13 protein-coding genes and 1 pseudogene are annotated in these 17,974 nt (G+C 73.2%); 7 read left to right on the top strand and 7 right to left on the bottom strand.

The genetic code is table 11. The features are described from left to right. Positions 1-7: 7 nt before the first annotated feature. Together PV963_RS39490 and PV963_RS39485 are read right to left on the bottom strand one after the other, a co-directional pair. Complete coding sequence (locus PV963_RS39490; protein WP_274821242.1) at positions 8-727, bottom strand: response regulator; 720 nt, start codon at positions 725-727, stop codon at positions 8-10. After that, positions 724-2,355 (bottom strand): sensor histidine kinase, encoded by a 1,632-nt coding sequence (locus PV963_RS39485; protein ID WP_274821241.1) that lies wholly within the window; start codon positions 2,353-2,355, stop codon positions 724-726. Before PV963_RS39485 ends, PV963_RS39490 begins: the two co-directional genes overlap by 4 nt. 97 nt (positions 2,356-2,452) lie before the next feature. Here PV963_RS39485 and PV963_RS39480 point away from each other — a divergent pair, with 97 nt between their 5' ends. Continuing rightward, positions 2,453-3,436: a Bug family tripartite tricarboxylate transporter substrate binding protein gene (locus PV963_RS39480; protein WP_274821240.1), complete on the top strand. Its 984-nt coding sequence runs from the start codon at positions 2,453-2,455 to the stop codon at positions 3,434-3,436. 2 nt (positions 3,437-3,438) lie between these two features. Here the strand turns inward: PV963_RS39480 and PV963_RS39475 are convergent, their stop codons facing one another. Together PV963_RS39475 and PV963_RS39470 are read right to left on the bottom strand one after the other, a co-directional pair. Then, on the bottom strand, positions 3,439-3,945 hold the full coding sequence (locus PV963_RS39475) for a hypothetical protein (RefSeq protein WP_274821239.1): 507 nt from the start codon (positions 3,943-3,945) through the stop codon (positions 3,439-3,441). Positions 3,946-4,047: 102 nt separating this feature from the next. Further along, entirely contained in the window at positions 4,048-5,934 is a 1,887-nt protein-coding gene (locus PV963_RS39470) for an ABC transporter ATP-binding protein (RefSeq protein WP_274822259.1), read from the bottom strand. Between the two features lie 212 nt (positions 5,935-6,146). Here PV963_RS39470 and PV963_RS39465 point away from each other — a divergent pair, with 212 nt between their 5' ends. From PV963_RS39465 to PV963_RS39445, 5 genes and pseudogenes are all read left to right on the top strand, one after another. Continuing rightward, positions 6,147-7,130 (top strand): lysylphosphatidylglycerol synthase transmembrane domain-containing protein, encoded by a 984-nt coding sequence (locus PV963_RS39465; protein WP_425540985.1) that lies wholly within the window; start codon positions 6,147-6,149, stop codon positions 7,128-7,130. A 230-nt stretch (positions 7,131-7,360) separates the two neighbouring features. Continuing rightward, positions 7,361-8,458, top strand: a complete 1,098-nt coding sequence (locus PV963_RS39460) for a mechanosensitive ion channel family protein (protein ID WP_274821238.1) — start codon at positions 7,361-7,363, stop codon at positions 8,456-8,458. Between the two features lie 527 nt (positions 8,459-8,985). After that, positions 8,986-11,205 (top strand): NADP-dependent isocitrate dehydrogenase, encoded by a 2,220-nt coding sequence (locus PV963_RS39455; RefSeq protein ID WP_274821237.1) that lies wholly within the window; start codon positions 8,986-8,988, stop codon positions 11,203-11,205. Between the two features lie 138 nt (positions 11,206-11,343). After that, the gene (locus tag PV963_RS39450) at positions 11,344-12,132 is read left to right on the top strand and encodes an N-formylglutamate amidohydrolase (protein WP_274821236.1); all 789 of its coding nucleotides are present in this window, start codon (positions 11,344-11,346) and stop codon (positions 12,130-12,132) included. 10 nt (positions 12,133-12,142) lie between these two features. Further along, positions 12,143-12,518 (top strand): annotated as a pseudogene (locus PV963_RS39445) (hypothetical protein); the annotation flags it as partial. 138 nt (positions 12,519-12,656) lie between these two features. On the opposite strand, the gene PV963_RS39440 reads toward PV963_RS39445, so the two are convergent. From PV963_RS39440 to PV963_RS39430, 3 genes are all read right to left on the bottom strand, one after another. Continuing rightward, positions 12,657-13,133, bottom strand: a complete 477-nt coding sequence (locus PV963_RS39440) for a hypothetical protein (RefSeq protein ID WP_274821235.1) — start codon at positions 13,131-13,133, stop codon at positions 12,657-12,659. 17 nt (positions 13,134-13,150) lie between these two features. Continuing rightward, positions 13,151-13,726, bottom strand: coding sequence for an RNA polymerase sigma factor (locus PV963_RS39435; RefSeq protein WP_274821234.1), 576 nt, complete (start codon positions 13,724-13,726; stop codon positions 13,151-13,153). A 62-nt stretch (positions 13,727-13,788) separates the two neighbouring features. Then, positions 13,789-15,219 (bottom strand): S8/S53 family peptidase, encoded by a 1,431-nt coding sequence (locus PV963_RS39430; protein WP_274821233.1) that lies wholly within the window; start codon positions 15,217-15,219, stop codon positions 13,789-13,791. 178 nt (positions 15,220-15,397) lie between these two features. Between PV963_RS39430 and PV963_RS39425 the strand changes: the two genes are divergently transcribed. Next, positions 15,398-17,965, top strand: a complete 2,568-nt coding sequence (locus PV963_RS39425; protein ID WP_274822257.1) for a CHAT domain-containing protein — start codon at positions 15,398-15,400, stop codon at positions 17,963-17,965. Positions 17,966-17,974: the final 9 nt, after the last annotated feature.

Raw genomic sequence — 17,974 nt, 5'->3', positions numbered from 1 at the left:
AGGGGAGTCACGCCCGCCAGGCGTACCGTCGTTCGGGCCGGCCGGCGACGCCGTAGCGCAGGGACACCTCCGCGCTGCCGGTGCCGTGGAAGTACTCCAGGTAACGGCGGGCGCTCACCCGGGACACGCCGGTCAGCGCGGCGCACTCGGACGCGGACAGGGTGCCGTCCGCCTCGCGCAGGGCCCGCTCGACGAGTTCGGCGGTCTCCACGCTCATGCCCTTGGGCAGCGCGGGGGCCGGTGCGGGGACGCCCGCTCCGGCCAGGACCCGGTCGATGTCGGCCTGGCCCCGCACCACCGCGGTGAGCAGCCGGCCCCGCTGGGCGGCGTAGCGCTCCAGCCGGGAGCGCAGGTCCTCGAAGTCGAAGGGTTTCAGGAGGTAGTCGACGACCCCCTGCCGGACGGCGCCGCGGACCGCGTCGGCCTCCTGCGCGGCGCTGATGACCATGACGTCGCAGTCGTGGCCTGCGGTGCGCAGCCGCGGGATGACGTCGAGGCCGAAGAGGTCGGGGAGATACAGGTCGAGCAGGACGAGGTCGGGGCGCAGTTCGTCCACGGCTTCGATCGCCTGTCCGCCGGTGTGGGCGACGCCGACGACCCGGAACGGCTCGACGCGTTCGACGAACGCGCGGTGGACCCGGGCCACCATGAAGTCGTCGTCGACCACGAGGACGTCGATCGTGCCCGCCTTGTCGTGCGTTCCGGTCATGTCGCGCGCTCCGGTCATGGGGCCGCTCCTTCCGCCACCGCTTCGGCGAGGTGGCTGACGGTCATGCGTGCGGTGAACACGGCCCCGTCGGGGGTGTTGGCCACCGAGATCTCTCCCCCGTGCCGTTCACAGACCAGCTTGGTCAGGGCCAGTCCGATGCCGCGCTCGCCCTCCCGCGCGGCCTTGGTGGTGAAGCCGTGGGAGAACACCTCGCGGGCCAGTTCGGGAGCCACGCCCGGCCCCGAGTCGCGGACCACGATCTCCACGCTGGAGGCGTCCTGCCGCAACGCCACCTCGACCCACCGTTCCCCGTCGGGCGCCGCGGCGTCGACGGCGTTGTCCACGAGGTTGCCCACCACGGTCGCCACGTCGGCGGCGTCCTGCGCGGCCAGCCGCTCCAGCGCGGTGTCGTCCGAGATGCGCAGGCTGACCTTCCGTTCGGCCGCCAGGGACGCCTTCGCCATCAGCAGCGCGGCCACCGCCGTGTCCCGGACGCGGCGGCTGAGGGTGACGTCCAGGGACTGGCGGTGCTGGTTCAACGCGCGGATGTAGCGCACGACTTCGTCCTGCTCGCCGATCTGGATCAGCCCGGAGATGGTGTGCAGCTGGTTGGCGAACTCGTGCGCCTGCGCCCGCAGCAGCTCCGAGGAGCTGCGGAAGGAGCCGATCTCCCGCTCCAGCCGGGCCAGTTCGGTGCGATCGCGCAGGGTGGTGACCGAGCCGAGGAGCCGGCCGTCCTTGGTGACGGTCATCCGGTTCATCACCAGGACCCGGCCGTGGCGGACGACGACCTCGTCCCGCTTGTCGGCGGCGGTGGTCCCGGCCAGCACGTCGCGCAGCCGTCCGTCGATGCCCAGGCCGTCCAGGCTCTGGCCGACGCAGTCCTCGGGCAGGTCGAGCAGGCGGCGGCCCATGTCGTTGACGAGGGTGAGCCGGTGCTGCGGGTCCAGGGCGATCACGCCCTCGGCGATGCCGTACAGCATCGCCTCCCGGTGCTCGGCGAGTCCCGCGATCTCGCCCGGCTCCAGCCCGAGGGTCTGCCGCTTCACGCGCCGCGCGAGCAGCCAGGAGCCGGCCACGCCGAGCCCGCTGGCGATGCCCAGATAGGCGAGCAGGTACGAGGAGGCGCCGCTGAGCCGCTGCCAGACGGTCGGATCGGCTTCGCCGATCATCACCGTGCCGAGGATCCGGCCGAGGTTCTCCTCGGTCGCCCCGAGGACGGGGACCTGGGCGGCCAGCTCGCGGTTGCCGTCCAGCGTCAGCTGCCCCGCCCAGCCCCGCGCCCGGTGGCTGCCCTGCCCCAGGGGCAGCCACTCGCCGACCACCGTGGGATTCGTGGAGCTGACGATACGGCCGGAGGCGTCGGCCACCGTCACCGAGGTCACTCCGGAGTGCGCCTGCGTGGCGTGCACCAGCGGGGCGAGCGTCTCCCCGGGCACGGGACGCACCAGCTGGCTGCGCACCAGGGGGTTGGCGGCCAGCTGTTCGGCCAGCGCGCTCACCCGGCGTCCCTCGACGCGGTTGAAGGTGGCCTGCGACTGGGCGAGCGAGACCGCGGCGACCGCCAGCAGCACCACCACGACGATGGCGAGCTGGAGCACCAGCATCTCGCCCGCGAGCGAATGGCGACGAAAGGTGGCGACCACAATGAACTCAATCTTCAATGCCGACACAGGTGGGGCGGCTCGTGTGCCGAGTCGCACAATCATGACGCCGGCCCGGGAAAACCGGAAGTGAGGTGTCATGAGAGGCCCCGCACGCGCCTTACTCGGTGCCTTGTCCGCCCTGACCCTGCTGGCGGCCGGCGCGTGCGGTGGGTGGCCCGGCGACGGGCCGGCGCGGGACCTGCGGCTCATGGTGCCCAACACCCCTGGCGGCGGCTACGACACCACGGCCCGTACCGCGGCCCGGGTGATGGAGGAGGCCGGGATCGCCACGGACGTGCAGGTGTTCAATCTGCCCGGCGCCGGGGGCACGGTGGGCCTGCAGCGCCTCGCCGACGAGAGGGGCAACGGCGATCTCGCCCTCCAGATGGGCCTCGGAGTCGTGGGCGCCGCGCACGCGGCGGGGTCGAGGGTGACCGTCACCGAGACCACCCCGATCGCACGCCTCGTCGAAGAGGCCGGCGCGATCGTCGTCCGGCAGGACTCGCCGTACCGGACGATCGGCGCGCTGGTGGCCGCCTGGCGCAAGGATCCCGGAAGCCTCGGGGTGGGTGGCGGTTCCTCCGTCGGCGGTCCCGACCATCTGCTGCCGATGCGGCTGGCGCAGACGGTCGGCATCGACCCGAGGAAGGTCGCGTACGTGCCGTACGACGGTGGGGGCGGTGAGCTGCTGCCCGCGCTGCTCGACGGCAGGGTCGACGTCGCCACGAGCGGGTTCGGCGAGTTCCTCGACCAGATCCGCGCCGGGCGGCTGCGGGTCCTGGCCGTCACCGGCGAGCGGCCGGTCGGTGTCCTGCCGGGTGTCCCGACCCTGCAGTCCTCGGGGATCGACCTGGTCTTCGACAACTGGCGGGGCATCGTGGCCCCGCCCGGCATCAGCGACACCGACCGGCGGCGCTGGGTCGAGGCGCTGACCGAGCTGCACGACTCCCGCCAGTGGCGGGCCGAGCTGCGCCGGCACGGCTGGAGAGACGTGTTCGCCACCGGCCGTGCCTTCGAGTCGTACCTGGCCCGGCAGGACGAGCAGGTCGCCGCTCTCGTCCGCCGGCTCGGACCGCAGTGACGTCAGGAGGCGTCCGCGCCGGGGCCGACGCCCCGCAGCTCCCGGACGGTGCCGCCGAGTTTCGCGCGGAGCGGTTCGAGCATCTGCGGCTTGGCGCTGACGACCCAGCGCATGCCGACGAGGTACTTGCCCCCGTACACGCTGGCCGACTCCGGCCAGGTCTCCTTGAGCTTCTCCTCGGGGAAGGTGGTGATGAGGTAGTCACCCTTCTTCGTGTGGCACACACCCTCGCGCAGCTCCTCCGCCTCGGTGCGGATCTTCACCTGGCAGCCCGTCAGGCCGGCGATCACCTCCACCTTCGCCGGCGCGACGACGCCGGCGGCGGGAGCGGCGGACGCGCTCGGCGCCGCCGTCCTGCCGCCGGCGGCCGGCTTGTCGTCGTCACCGCCGCCGCAGGCGGCGACCAGGGGAAGGACGACCAGCGCGGCGGCCGGCGCGGCGGCGCCCAGCCGGTGGGCGCGGGACAGGGACCGGCGGTTGGATCGTGCGGGGGGTTGCTGCCGGGACACGTCGCCTCTCCGGGTGCGAACCGTCCTGCCCTCGCGGGCAGGCAGGAGTACTCGTCAGGGGTACGGATGCGCGCCCGGAGGCGTTCACACAGGTCAGGTGTGTTACGCGGCCGCCCCGTCCACGACCGCGCTCTCCGTCCCGCCGAACTGGCTCCGGTACAGCTCCGCGTACCGCTCCCCCGCCGCCAGGAGTTCCTCGTGCGTGCCGCGTTCCACGATCCGGCCGGCTTCGACGACCAGGATCTGGTCGGCCGTCCGGACCGTGGAGAGCCGGTGGGCGATGACGACCGCCGTCCTGCCTTCGAGGGCTTCGGCGAGTGCCTCCTGGACGGCGGCCTCGGAGGTGTTGTCGAGGTGGGCGGTGGCCTCGTCGAGGATGACGACGCGCTGCCGGGCCAGCAGCAGCCGGGCGATGGTCATGCGCTGGCGTTCCCCGCCGGACAGGCGGTAGCCGCGTTCGCCGACCACCGTGTCGAGGCCGTCGGGCAGGGACCGTACGAGGTCGTCGAGGCGGGCCCGGCGCAGGGCGTCCCACAGGTCGCTCTCCGTGGCCGTGGGGCGGGCCAGGAGGAGGTTGGCGCGGACGGTGTCGTGGAAGAGGTGCCCGTCCTGGGTGACCATGCCGAGGGTCTCCCGCAGGGACCGCGCGCTCAGGTCGCGGACGTCGACGCCGCCGACGCGTACGGCGCCCCCGTCGACGTCGTACAGGCGCGGCAGCAGCCCCGCGACGGTCGACTTGCCCGCGCCGGAGGAGCCGACGAGCGCCACGGTCTGGCCCGGTTCGGCGCGGAAGGAGATGCCGTGCAGGACCTCGTCACCGCCCCGCTTGTCGAGCGTGGCGACCTCCTCCAGGGAGGCCAGGGAGACCTTGTCGGCGGCGGGGTAGCCGAAGCGGACGTCGTCGAACTCGACCGCGACGGGCCCGTCGGGCACCCTGCGCGCGTCCGGCTTCTCCTCGATGAGCGGCTTCAGGTCGAGCACCTCGAAGACCCGCTCGAAGCTGACCAGGGCGCTCATCACCTCGACCCGTGCCCCGGCGAGCGCGGTCAGCGGCGCGTACAGCCGGGTCAGGAGCAGCGCCAGCGACACGACCGCGCCGGGCTCCAGCGTGCCGCGCAGGGCGAGGGCGCCGCCGAGGCCGTAGACCAGGGCCAGGGCGAGGGCGGAGACCAGGGTGAGGGCGGTGATGAACGCGGCCTGGGCGGTCGCCGTCCGGACGCCGATGTCCGCGACCCGGCGGGCGCGTTCGGCGAACTCCGCCGACTCCTCCTCTGGACGCCCGAAGAGCTTGACCAGGGTGGCGCCGGGTGCGGAGAAGCGCTCGGTCATGCGGGTGCCCATGGCCGCGTTCAGCGTCGCGGCCTCCCGCTGCATGCGCGCCATACGGCGGCCCATGCGCCGGGCCGGGATCACGAACACCGGCAGCAGCACCAACGCGAGCAGGGTGATCTGCCAGGACAGCGTGAGCATCACGGCGAGCGTGAGCAGCAGCGTGACGAGGTTGCTGACCACTCCGGACAGGGTGTTGCTGAACGCGCGCTGGGCGCCGATGACGTCGTTGTTGAGCCGGGAGACGAGGGCGCCCGTACGAGTGCGTGTGAAGAACGCCACCGGCATGCGCTGTACATGGTCGAAGACGGCGGTCCGCAGATCGAGGATGAGGTGCTCGCCGAGGGTCGCCGAGAGCCTGCGGCCGAGGATGCCGAGTGCCGCCTCCGCCACCGCGATCAGCGCGATGAGCAGGGACAGGCGTACGACGGTGTCCTCGGTGCCGCCCGAGACGATCGCGTCGACGACGCTCCCGGCCAGGACGGGGGTCGCCACGGCGAGCAGGGCGGTTCCCACGCCGAGCAGGACGAACAGGGCGATGCGACGCCGGTGCGGGCGGGCGAACGCGCCGATGCGGCGCAGGGTGGCGAGGGCGAAGGGGCGGCGTTCCTCCTGGGCGTTCATGACGCTGTGCAGTTGTGTCCACGCTGTGGTCTCCATACTCATGGGAGGAAACGTAGAACCTCAAGCAATCTTGAGGTCAAGGCGCTCGCACATCGCCCAGACATCCCGCACAATCGGCCCGAACCCCCTCTCCCCGTCCCCCCGCAAAGGCCCCGATGACGTTCTCCTCCCAGCCGCTCCCCGCACGTAAGACGCCGTCCGCACATCCGCAACCCGCCGTTGGCGGGGCGTGGGAAGCCTCAGCGGACGTGACAGCGGTACAACTCCCCGAACTCCGCCCGGGACGACTCCCCCGTCGCGTCCCGGTCCGCCGCCTGCGTCAGATCCTGTGTCTGCTTCCGCTCCTGCTGGTCACCGTGGTCGCGGTGCGGCACCGGTCGGTGCTGGCCGAGGGCTTCGCGCATCTGGGCAACGCCGAGTGGCCATGGCTGCTGGCCGCGGTGGGCGCGACCTGTCTGACCTGGGTCGCCGCCGCCTGCACCCGGCAGGGGGCGGTCGTCGAGCGGCTGCCCCGACGGCGGCTGCTCGCCACGCAGTTCGCGGCGGGCGCGGCCAACCACCTGCTGCCTACGGGGCTGGGCGCGAGCGCGGTCAACCTGCGGTTCATGACGGTGTGCGGGCTGCCGCTCGCCCGCTCCTCGGCCGCCCTCGCGCTGTATCTGCTGGCGGAGAGCATCGGCCGGGTGGCCCTGTTGGGTGCCCTGCTCGTCGCGTTCCCCGACGCGCTGCGGCTCGGCACGCTGGTTCCTCAGACGGCGTTCGGCCCGCTGCTCGCCGGTGCCGGTGTGGTGCTCGTCATCGCGGTGGCCGTACTGACCCTGGTCCGGCGGGTGCGCTCGGCCGTGCTGTCCTTCCTGCGGACGGCGCTCGGCGAGGCGCGCTCGGTGCACACCCGCCCGGCCCGGGCCCTGGCCCTGTGGGGCGGGGCCTTCGCCTTCCCCGCGTTGCAGGCGTCCGTACTGGTGCTGGTGGGCCGGGCGGTGGGGCTGGACGTGCCGCCCGCGCACATGGCGGTGGCCTACCTGGCGGCGACGGTCGCCGTCGCGCTGGTGCCCACCCCGGGCGGGATCGGCTCGGTGGAGGCGGCGCTGGTCGTGGCACTGGTGGCGGCGGGCGGCCCGGCCGCGGTGGCCACGGCCGTGGTGCTGGCCTTCCGGGTCATCACGGTCTGGCTGCCGCTGCTGCCCGGCGCGCTGACGCTGGGCGCGCTGGTACGGCTGAAGGTGATCTGACCGCCCGACAGGCCGCTCAGTGCCCTGGCGGAACTCCCCCGGCTTGGCCCGTTCCCCGGTACGAAACCCCGTGCGGGATGCGGCAGGATGAACGATTGCGCCGACCGCAGGTCAGGGTGGTCGCGCACGATCGAGCATCCCGTAGGACGAACAGGTGACGACGTGACGAAACTTCACATCCGGCCGCCGGCGACGGCGTTCGCCGCAGTTCCGCTTCCCGGAGGTGACAGGTGAACCGGGCGCTCACCGCGGACGATCTGGTCTTCGCCGGCATCGCCCTGGCGTCGGGCCTGCTGGCGGCCTTCGCGCTGCGCATGCTGCTGCGCTGGCTGGGCGGGCACGCCGACCGCACCCGCTGGAGCGGGGACGACGTCATCGTGCACGCGCTGCGGGCCGTGCTGCCGTGGGCCGCGGTGGTGGGTGGCGCGGCGGGCGCGGCGGCGGCGCTGCCGCTGACGCGGACGGTGCAGCACCACACCAACCAGGTGCTGACGGTGCTGCTCATCTTCGTGGCGACGGTGTCGGCGGCGCGGGTGGTGGCCGGCCTGGTGCGCACGGTCACCCAATCCCGTTCCGGTGTCGCCGGCTCGGCCACGATCTTCGTCAACATCACCCGGATCCTGGTCCTGGCGATCGGCTTCCTGGTGGTGCTCCAGACGCTGGGCATCTCCATAGCCCCGATGCTCACCGCGCTGGGCGTCGGCGGTCTGGCGGTCGCGCTGGCGCTTCAGGACACCCTCGCCAACCTCTTCGCGGGCATCCACATCCTCGCTTCCAAGACCGTCCAGCCCGGCGACTACATCCGCCTCAGCAGCGGCGAGGAGGGCTACGTCGAGGACATCAACTGGCGGCAGACGACGGTCCGCAACCTGTCCAACAACCTCGTCGTGATCCCCAACGGCCAGCTCGCCATGGCCAACATGACCAACTTCATGCGGCCGGAGGAGCAGCTGACCATCCTGGTCCAGGTCGGGGTGGCCTACGACAGCGACCTGGAGCACGTGGAGCGGGTGACCAACGAGGTCATCGCCGAGACGATGACCGAGGTCGAGGGCGCCGTGCCGGACCACGAGCCGATCATCCGCTTCCACACCTTCGGCGACTCCCGCATCGGCTTCACGGTCATCCTGGGCGTCGGCGAGTTCAGCGACCAGTACCGGATCAAGCACGAGTTCATCAAGCGGCTGCACAAGCGCTACCGCGCGGAGGGCATCCGCATCCCCGCCCCGGCCCGGACGGTGGCGCTCCAGCAGGGCGGGGTCGTCATCCCCCAGCAGCGGACCGGCGAGACCGAGCCGGGCGACATGACCTCCGCCCGGCTCGACTGAGGCCGGTTCTCGTAGCGGTGCCCGTCCCACCGGCTGTACGGCGTCCTCGTCCCGTACAGCCGCGGGTGCCCGTAGCCGCCGACCGTGATCTGCACCACCTCGGTGGCGATCGGAGAGCGGCGAGCGTGAGCGGTACGTGTCCGCGGTCCGGTCGCCGGTCAAGCCGCCCGGTGCGGCCGAGCCGCCGCCGGCGAGTCCCCGCGGTTCGCCGGGCGCGTGGCCCGGGCATTCGCGGGGAGCGTACGCGCCGAGGTGATCCGCAGCTTCTCGGCCACCTGCTCTCGGGGCCCCGGGGGGACGCGTCCGGTCTTCCGGAGCCCCGCGGCGCGGCCGGTCAGAGCCGCGACCGTGCCGGTGAGCGCGGCCGCCCGGGCCGTCACTCCACTGCGATGTCCCCTCGTCCGCTTTCGCCCGGACGGCTCCCGGGTCCCGGTCACCGAAACTGGGCGCGGACCCCTGTCGAGACGAGGTCGATCACGAGATATCTTGATGTCGAGCAATGTTGCAGACGTGGAGCGGAGCACCCGGTGACTGACTCGACCATCATCTATACGCACACTGACGAGGCCCCGGCCCTGGCAACGTATTCCTTCCTGCCGGTGGTCCAGGCGTACGCCTCGCAGGCGGGTGTCGCCGTCGAGACCCGCGACATCTCGCTGGCGGGGCGCATCATCGCCCTGTTCCCGGAGTACCTGACCGAGGACCAGCGCATCCCGGACGCGCTCGCTGAGCTCGGCGAGCTCGCCAAGACGCCCGCCGCCAACATCATCAAGCTGCCGAACATCTCGGCGTCGATCCCCCAGCTCAAGGCCGCGATCGCCGAGCTCCAGGGCCAGGGCTACGCGCTGCCGGACTACCCGGACGACCCGAAGACCGACGAGGAGCGCGAGATCCGCGCCCGCTACGACAAGGTCAAGGGCTCCGCCGTGAACCCGGTCCTGCGTGAGGGCAACTCGGACCGCCGCGCCCCCGCGTCGGTCAAGAACTACGCCAAGTCCCACCCGCACCGCATGGGCGCCTGGTCCGCCGAGTCCAAGACGGACGTGGCGACCATGGGCCAGAACGACTTCCGCTCCACCGAGAAGTCCGTGGTGATCGCCGAGGACGGCGCGCTGCGCATCGAGCTCGTCGGCGACGACGGCACCACCACCGTGCTGCGCGAGTCCGTACCCGTCCGCAAGGGCGAGGTCGTCGACGCCTCCGTGATGCGGGTCGCCGCGCTGCGCGAGTTCCTGACCGCGCAGGTCGCCAAGGCCAAGGCCGAGGGCGTGCTGTTCTCGGTGCACCTGAAGGCGACGATGATGAAGGTCTCCGACCCGATCGTCTTCGGCCACGTGGTGCGCGCCTTCTTCCCGAAGACGTTCGCGAAGTACGGCGACAAGCTCGCCGCGGCCGGCCTGACCCCGAACGACGGTCTGGGCGGCATCTACAAGGGCCTGGACGCCCTGCCCGAGGGCGCCGAGATCAAGGCCTCCTTCGACGCCGAGCTCGCCGAGGGCCCGGAGCTGGCGATGGTCGACTCCGACAAGGGCATCAGCAACCTGCACGTGCCCTCCGACGTCATCATCGACGCCTCGATGCCGGCGATGATCCGCAGCTCCGGCCACATGTGGGGCCCGGACGGGCAGGAGCACGACGCGCTGGCGGTCATCCCGGACTCCTCCTACGCGGGCGTCTACCAGGCCGTGATCGAGGACTGCAAGGCCAACGGCGCCTTCGACCCGTCCACCATGGGCACGGTGCCGAACGTCGGCCTCATGGCGCAGAAGGCCGAGGAGTACGGCAGCCACGACAAGACCTTCGAGATCGCCACCACGGGCACGGTCCGCCTGGTCGACGAAAACGGCACCGCGCTCATCGAGCAGACCGTCTCGGCCGGTGACATCTTCCGCGCCTGCCAGACCAAGGACGCGCCGATCAAGGACTGGGTGAAGCTGGCCGTCACCCGCGCCCGCGCCACCGGCGACCCGGCGGTGTTCTGGCTGGACGAGACCCGCGCGCACGACGCCAACCTGATCGCCAAGGTCAAGCAGTACCTGCCGGTGCACGACACCGAGGGCCTGGACATCCGGATCCTGAACCCGGTCGAGGCCACGAAGCTGTCGGTGGAGCGCATCCGCCGCGGCGAGAACACCATCTCCGTCACCGGCAACGTGCTGCGCGACTACCTGACCGACCTGTTCCCGATCCTGGAGCTGGGCACCAGCGCCAAGATGCTGTCGGTCGTCCCGCTGATGGCGGGCGGCGGCCTCTTCGAGACCGGTGCGGGCGGCTCGGCGCCGAAGCACGTGCAGCAGCTGGTCAAGGAGAACTACCTGCGCTGGGACTCCCTGGGTGAGTTCTTCGCCCTGGTGCCGTCCCTCGAGCAGTTCGCCAAGGTGACGGGCAACGCCCGCGCCCAGGTCCTGGCCGACACCCTCGACCGCGCCACGGCGACCTTCCTCAACGAGGACAAGTCCCCGACCCGGCGCGTCGGCGGCATCGACAACCGCGGCAGCCACTTCTACCTGTCCCTGTACTGGGCGCAGGAGCTGGCCCGGCAGACCGACGACGCGGACCTGGCGAAGGCCTTCGGACCGATCGCCGAGACGCTGGCCGCCAACGAGCAGAAGATCGTCGACGAGCTGAACGCCGTCCAGGGCAAGCCGGCCGACATCGGCGGCTACTACCAGCCCGACCCGGCGAAGGCCGCCGAGGTCATGCGCCCGTCCGCCACGTGGAACGAGGCGCTGGCGTCCCTGAGCTGACGCCCCGGGCCCCATCGGTCCCTCCGCTCCGCCCCGGCCGGCGCACCGCCCGGCCGGGGCGGAGTTATGTTCGAAGAGGCGGGGCTTTCGAGCCAAGCCCCCTGACACCGTCCCTGACAACGCCCGTGGAGCCGCCGCGTGACCGACGACCCCCGGTCCTTCGACGTCCTGCCCGGCGCCGGGCACTCCCCCGTGATCCTGCATGTCCCGCACTCGGCGCGGGAGATACCGCCCTCGGTGCGGGCGGACATCGTGCTGGGCGACGACGAGCTCGCGCGGGAGCTGGACCACATCACGGACGCGCACACGGCGGAGATCGCCGAGGCGGCGGCCGGGGCGGCCGGCGTCGTCCCGTGGCGGTTCGTCAACCGGCTGTCGCGGCTGGTCATCGACCCGGAGCGCTTCCCCGACGAACGGGAGGAGATGCGGGCCGTCGGAATGGGCGCGGTCTACACCCGGACCACGCACGGCGCCGTGCTGCGCTCCGGCGACGTCGAAGCCGGGCCGCTCGTCCAGCGGTACTTCCTGCCGTACGCGCGGGCGATGACGCAGGCCGTGGCGGACCGGCTGGCGGCCACCGGGCGGGCCGTGATCATCGACGTGCACTCCTATCCCCGCGCCCGGCTGCCTTACGAGCTGCACGGCGAGGGGGCCAGGCCGCCGGTGTGTCTCGGCACCGACTCCTTCCACACCTCTCCCGGGTTGCTGGACGCCGCGCGGCAGGCGTTCGGGGAGACGGAGCTCGACAGCCCGTTCAGCGGGGCGTACGTGCCGCTGGAGTTCTACGGGACCGACCCGCGGGTCGAGGCGCTCATGGTGGAGATCCGCCGGGACACCTACATGACCGAGCCGGGCGGCCTTGCCGGCCCCGGCCTCGAGCGGCTCGCCGCCGCGCTGGCCCGCCTGGTCGACGCCGTGTCCGGCTGACCGTCACCGGCTGGGGCATAACGGGAGGAGACCACGGTTCGACCCGGTCCTCGCGGAGCTGCTGCGCGAGGGGCCGCCGACCCGGATCCGGCTGCCGCACGGTGAGGGACGGGCGTGGCTGGCCACCCGCCACGACGAGGTGAAGCCGAGCACCAACGATCCGCGGTTCAGCCGCGCGGAGGTGACCGGGCGTCAAGTGACGCGGATGGCCCGCCCATGAGCCGCCGCCCGGCTCTCTCGCCTTCGCCGGCCAGCCCGACCACAACCGGCTGTGCAAGGCCGTCGCCGGCTCCTTCACCGTAGGCGTGCGCTGCTGGACCCGGCAGATCATCTCCACGTCGGGCGGGGCCGAGGCCGCCGACCGGGCCGAAAGCAGCCTCTCCGGACGGAGCTCCTCGTCGAGACCCTGCTGGACAGACTGCCCGGGCTACGGCTCGCCGTCCCCGCCGACCAGGTGGCCTGGCGGTGGAAGAGGATGATCCGGGGACCGAGGACGCTGCCCTGCGCCTGTTGAGTCCTGGGGCCTACGCCCGCAGCCACTCCGTCACCACCACGTCCCCGCCGGTCCGCAGCCGCAGGGCGAACGGGCCCGGCGGCGGTGCGTCGGCGGTGAAGCGGCCCAGGTCGTCGGCCGTGAGCGAGGAGCCGGGGCGCGGTCCGCCCAGGACCTCGATCCGGGCCGGCTGCGGCGGCAGCACCTGGCCCATCAGCCCGTGTGCGGTGACCTCGACGTCGACGGTCACCTCGCCCGCCCGGAAGGTCAGCATCCGGGGCGCGTCGCCGGCTCCCCGGACCGGGAGGGCGTCGACCAGCGAGTCGAAGGTGAGCTCCGCGACGCGGGCGTCCAGGTCGTGCAACGCGTAGGCGTCGACGGCGATCTGCTGGAGCTCCGCCGGCACGGGGTCCAGGACGGCGGCGGCCTGCCGGAGCTCCTCCTCCAGCAGCCCGGCGTCGAACTCCTGGTCGTCCCAGGCGTCCTCGTCGAACACGTCGTCGTTCATGCCATCGCTCATGTCGCTCATATCGCCCCCCGCGCTTCGAGCCGGGCCCGCAGGCGCCGCAGACAGCGCTGGCGCAGCGGCCCGATGCTGCCCACCGCGATCCCGAGCGCGGCGGACACGTCCTGGTAACTGGGCGGCGGCGTGGCCATCAGCACCCGCAGCAACTGCCGGCACCGCTCGCCCAGTTCCTCGAACTCCTGCCACAACCGCCGTACCCGTTCGCTCTGGGCGGCGGCCTCCTCGGAGTCGAGCAGCGACTGTTCCGGCGTGCCCTCCTCGCTGACCCGGTCCAGGAGCTGCGGATCGTCCGTCAGGGTCAGTCGTTGCGAGCTCCGGATGACCTTCAGGCACTCGTGGCGCGCGGTGCTCGCCAGCCAGGCGCCCGCCTTGCCGGGTTCCCGGATCCGCCCGAGGTGCTGGGCGAAGCGGAACCAGGCGGTCTGGTAGACCTCGTGGGCGTCCGCGTCGGACAGCCGGTGGGCCCGCACCACGGACCACACCAGGGGGCTCAGCCCTTCCACGAGCGCCTTCCAGGCCGCCGCGTCGCCGTCGGCGGCGGCCTGGACGAGCGCGCCGGCATCAGTACGGTCCACGGCAGCCCCACCCCTCGAGTACGGCACGTCATCGTACGCCGCGGAGGGGGCGGTTCCGGCCCTCACAGCCCGGGGGCGTGACGGACGACCGGGACGGGGCGCCAGGTGGGCGGGTGCAGCGCGGGTACGTGCGCCCCGCGCACTTCCGCGAACCCGGTGCCGGCGGCGAGCAGTTGCCGCCGGGCCGCGCGCGGGTCGGTCTCCTTGTGCGCCGTCATGTGGGCGGCGACCAGGCCCGCGGTCACGGGGGTGGCGAAGGAGGTGCCGCTCCACTGCGCGTACCCCTCGAACATCACCTGGTCCGGCTTGGCGCAGGCGTTCTCGTCGCTCAGCACACCGGTGTGGCGGGGGTGCCGGCAGGTGCAGCCGTAATTGAAGCCGTAGCGGCAGGCGTCGTACGTGGAGTGCTGGTAGATGTACGGGACGGGCGTCCCGAAGCCGGTGAGGGCGCTGGTGAGGCGCTCACCGGGGGCGTAGACCTTCACCCACGGGCCGTGGTTGGTGAAGCAGGCGCCGAACTCGCCGTCGCTGCGCAGCGCGCCGACCGACAGCACGGAGTCCTCCCAGCCGGGCAGGTCGGCGTAGGCGGCGGGCCAGAAGGGGGTGGCGCTGGCGTTGTTGCCGGCGGCGGCGACCAGCAGGGTGCGCTGCTCGCGCAGTTCCCGCATGAAGTTCTCCACGCCGAGCAGGCCGTCGGTGCGGCCGTTGGAGGTGCCGGCGGAGAGGCTGAGGACGTCGGGCCAGCCGCCGGCGTCGACGGCCTCGAAGAGCTTCTCGCCGAACTCCGACTCCAGGACGGCGCCCGCGTCGTTGAGGCTGCCGCGCACGGTGATGTCGGTGTTGGGCGCGACGGCGGCGACGAGCCCGGCGATGAACGTGCCGTGCCCGACGTACTGCTGGAGGATCCCCTGCTCGTCGCACTCCTGGACCTGGGCGTCGCCGTCGGTGTGGGCGAGGAGCGTGCAGGAGCGGTAGTCGTGCGTCAGGCCGGTGTCGACGACGAGGACGCCGACGGCGGTGTCCGGGTCGTACGCGGTGTCCGCGGCCGCCGGGTTGGGCGGCTCGCTCGCCGGGACGGGTACGGGTTCGTCGCCGGGGCAGGCGTTGACCGCGATGTGCACCACGTGGTTGCGGGCGACGATCCGGTGCCCAGCCCGGGCCTCGCGCTCGCGCACGGCCCGCAGTGCCTGCGCGACGGCCCGGTCCGCTCCCCGGCTCCCCTCGCCGGGGTCGCCGACCCGGATCCGGGTGACGCCGCTGCGGTTGGTCTGCGGGCCCGCCCGACGGACCTGGTCCTGGTCGAGGTCGGGTGCCGCCGTGAAGTGCGCCCGTACGGCGTCCTCTACGATCCGGGCCTCCTCGCCGTCGCGGACGAGGACGACGCCCTTCTCGTACATGAACTCGGCCGAGTCGTCCGGTCCCATCGCGAGGGGGACGTCCGGCATCGCGCGCTGGATCTGGTCGAACTGCTCGTGGAATCGCTGAGGTGCCATGCGGGTCCTCCCACTGGGCGACGGCATCGGTCGGTGCGGCGAACGGTCGTCGGTACTCGTCGACAAGAGCCGCCGGGCGGTCTTTTGATACAGCGCCAACCCTGTGTGGTGCGGTTGCGGGGCCACTACCATCCGAGGCGTGACAGCGGGAAGCGACTCGGTGCAGGAACTGCTGCCGATGGTGTTCGCCGACCCGGGCGAGGCTCTCGCGAGGGCCCGGGCGCTGCTCGACGCCGACCCGTCCTCGCTGCACGCGTCCGTCGCGCATCAGGTGATCGGCATCTGGCAGCGGGACTTCGGTGATCTGCGGCTCGCGCTGGACCATCTGCGGCGGGCCCGTGAGTTCGCGGCGCGGGCGGATTCGGCCGACCGGGAGGCGGACGTGCTGGCCACCCTGGGCGTGGCGCTGGTGCACGCGGGCCGCACCCGGGAGGGCCTGGCGGCGTTCGAGCGAGGGGTCGCGCGGGGCGGCGGGCACACGCGGGCGCGGGTGCTGTACCGGCGGGCGTACGTGTGGTGGGTGCTCGGTCACCATCGCCAGGCGCTGGAGGACGTACGCCGGGCGATTCCCGTGCTGCGCCAGGCGGAGGACGTGATCTGGACGGCGCGGGCGCTGACCCTGCGGGCGACCGTGCATCTGGCGCTGGGGGCGGTGGAGCGGGCCGAGGCGGACTTCACGGCGGCCGAGGCGCTGTGGGACACCACGGGCCAGGAGCACGACAAGGCCGACGCGGTGGAGAGCCGGGGGCTCGCCGCGTTCCGGTCCGGTGACGTGCCGGCGGCGCTGCGGCTGCTCGACGAGGCGGAGGAGCGGTACGCCCGGCTGGGCACGCCGACGTTCATGCTGAACATCCGGCGCTGTGAGGTGCTGATGGCGGCCGGGCTGGCTCCCGAGGCGCTGGCCGAGGCGGACGCGGCGATCGGGAGGCTGGACGGGATCGGCGGGCAGTCCACGCGCAAGGCGGAGCTGCTGCTGGCCGCCGCGCGGGCCGCACGGCTGGCCGGGGACCCGCACACGGCGATCGCCCGGGCCGCCCTCGCGGTACGGCTGTTCGCCGGGCAGCGGCGCACTTGGTGGGAGACGCACGCCCGGCTGGTGCTGATCGAGGCGCGGCACGCGGCCGGGCGCGGCTCGGGGCGGCTGGTCGCCGACGCCGCCCGGGTGGCCGAGAAGCTGGCCGCCTTCGGCGCGCCGGCCGCGCCGGAGGCGTCGCTGCTCGCGGGCCGGATCGCGCTGGGCCTGGGCTGGACGGCGGACGCGGAACGGCATCTGGCCGTCGCCGCCCGCAGCAGGCGGAACGGCCCGCCGCTGGCGCGGATGACGGGCTGGGCTGCGCAGGCGCTGCGGGCCCGAGCGGCGGGGTCGACCCGGGGCGTCCTGGAGGCGTGCCGACGCGGCCTGGACGTGCTCGACGACCACCGGATGACGCTGGGCGCCTCGGAGCTGCGGGCCCGCGCGACCGAACAGGGCGCGGAGCTGGCCGCGTTGGCCGGGCGGGCCAGTCTGGTCTCCGGCGGCCCGCGGCGGCTGCTGGTGTGGAGCGAGCGCTGGCGTGCCACCGTGCTGTCCACCCCGCCGACCCGGCCGCCCGCCGACCCGGAGCTGCTCAGCGGCATGACGGCCTTCCGTGAGATCGCCTCCCGCGCGGAGGCCGCCCGGATGGAGGGCCGGCCGGTTCCGGCACTGGAGCGTGAACAGCGGCGCCTGGAGCGGCAGATCCGCTCCCGGACGCTGCACATGCGCGGCGAGGCCCCCGGGGACGGCGACCGTTTCGACGTCGGCCGGCTGCTGGAGCGACTGGGCGACGAGGTACGGCTGGTGGAACTCGCCGTGCTCGACGGGCGGGTGCAGGTGCTGCTGTGCGGGCAGGGGCGGGTGCGCAGGTTCGAGGCCGGGTTGCTGGCCGACGCGGAGACCGAGGCCGAGCACGTACAGGCGGGGCTGCGGCGGCTGGCGCACCCCGGGGCCGAGGCGCGGCTTGCGGTGGTGGAGGCCGCGGGGCGGCGGCTGGAGGAGCTGCTGCTCGGACCGGCCGCGGCGCACCTGGGCGGCGACCCGGTGGTGATCGTGCCGCCGGGGCGGCTGCACCGGGTGCCATGGGCGCTGCTGCCGTCGCTGCGGGAACGGGTGCTCAGCGTGTCGCCGTCGGCGGGCAGTTGGCTGCGGGCCCGGGAGACCACGCCGCCGCCGGACGGCCGTCATGTGCTGGTACGCGGCCCGGGCCTGGCCACGGGCGGCGCCGAGGTGCCCGAACTGGCCGGCCGCTACGCCTGCGCGACGGTCCTGGAGGACGACGAGGCGCGGGTGCCGCGGGTGCTTCAGGAGCTGGACGGTGCCGCGCTGGCGCACATCGCCGCGCACGGCACGTTCCGCGCGGACAGCCCGCTGTTCTCCTCGCTGCGGATGGCCGACGGCCCGATCGTCGTGCACGACTTCGAGCGTCTGGACCGCAGCCCCTACCGGATCATCCTGTCCTGCTGCGACACCGCCCTCCTCGCCTCTGTCGGCGCCGACGAACTGCTCGGCCTGGTCACCGCGCTGCTGCCGCTCGGCACGGCCGGGGTGGTGGCGTGCAGCGCGCCCGTCAACGACGCTGCCGTGGTGCCGCTGATGCTCGCGCTGCACAAGGGCCTCGGGGCCGGCCTGTCCCTGGCGGAGGCGCTGCGCGACGCCCGGGCCGCCCTGCCGGGCGACGCGCTGCACCAGGCCACGGGCTGGGCGTTCTCGGCGTTCGGGGCGGCCTGACCCGTCCCC

The sequence above is a fragment of the Streptomyces coeruleorubidus genome (assembly GCF_028885415.1).
Lineage (GTDB): Bacteria > Actinomycetota > Actinomycetes > Streptomycetales > Streptomycetaceae > Streptomyces > Streptomyces coeruleorubidus_A.
The sequence above is the reverse complement of the archived record's forward strand: the minus strand, read 5'-3'. Positions and strand labels throughout refer to the sequence as shown.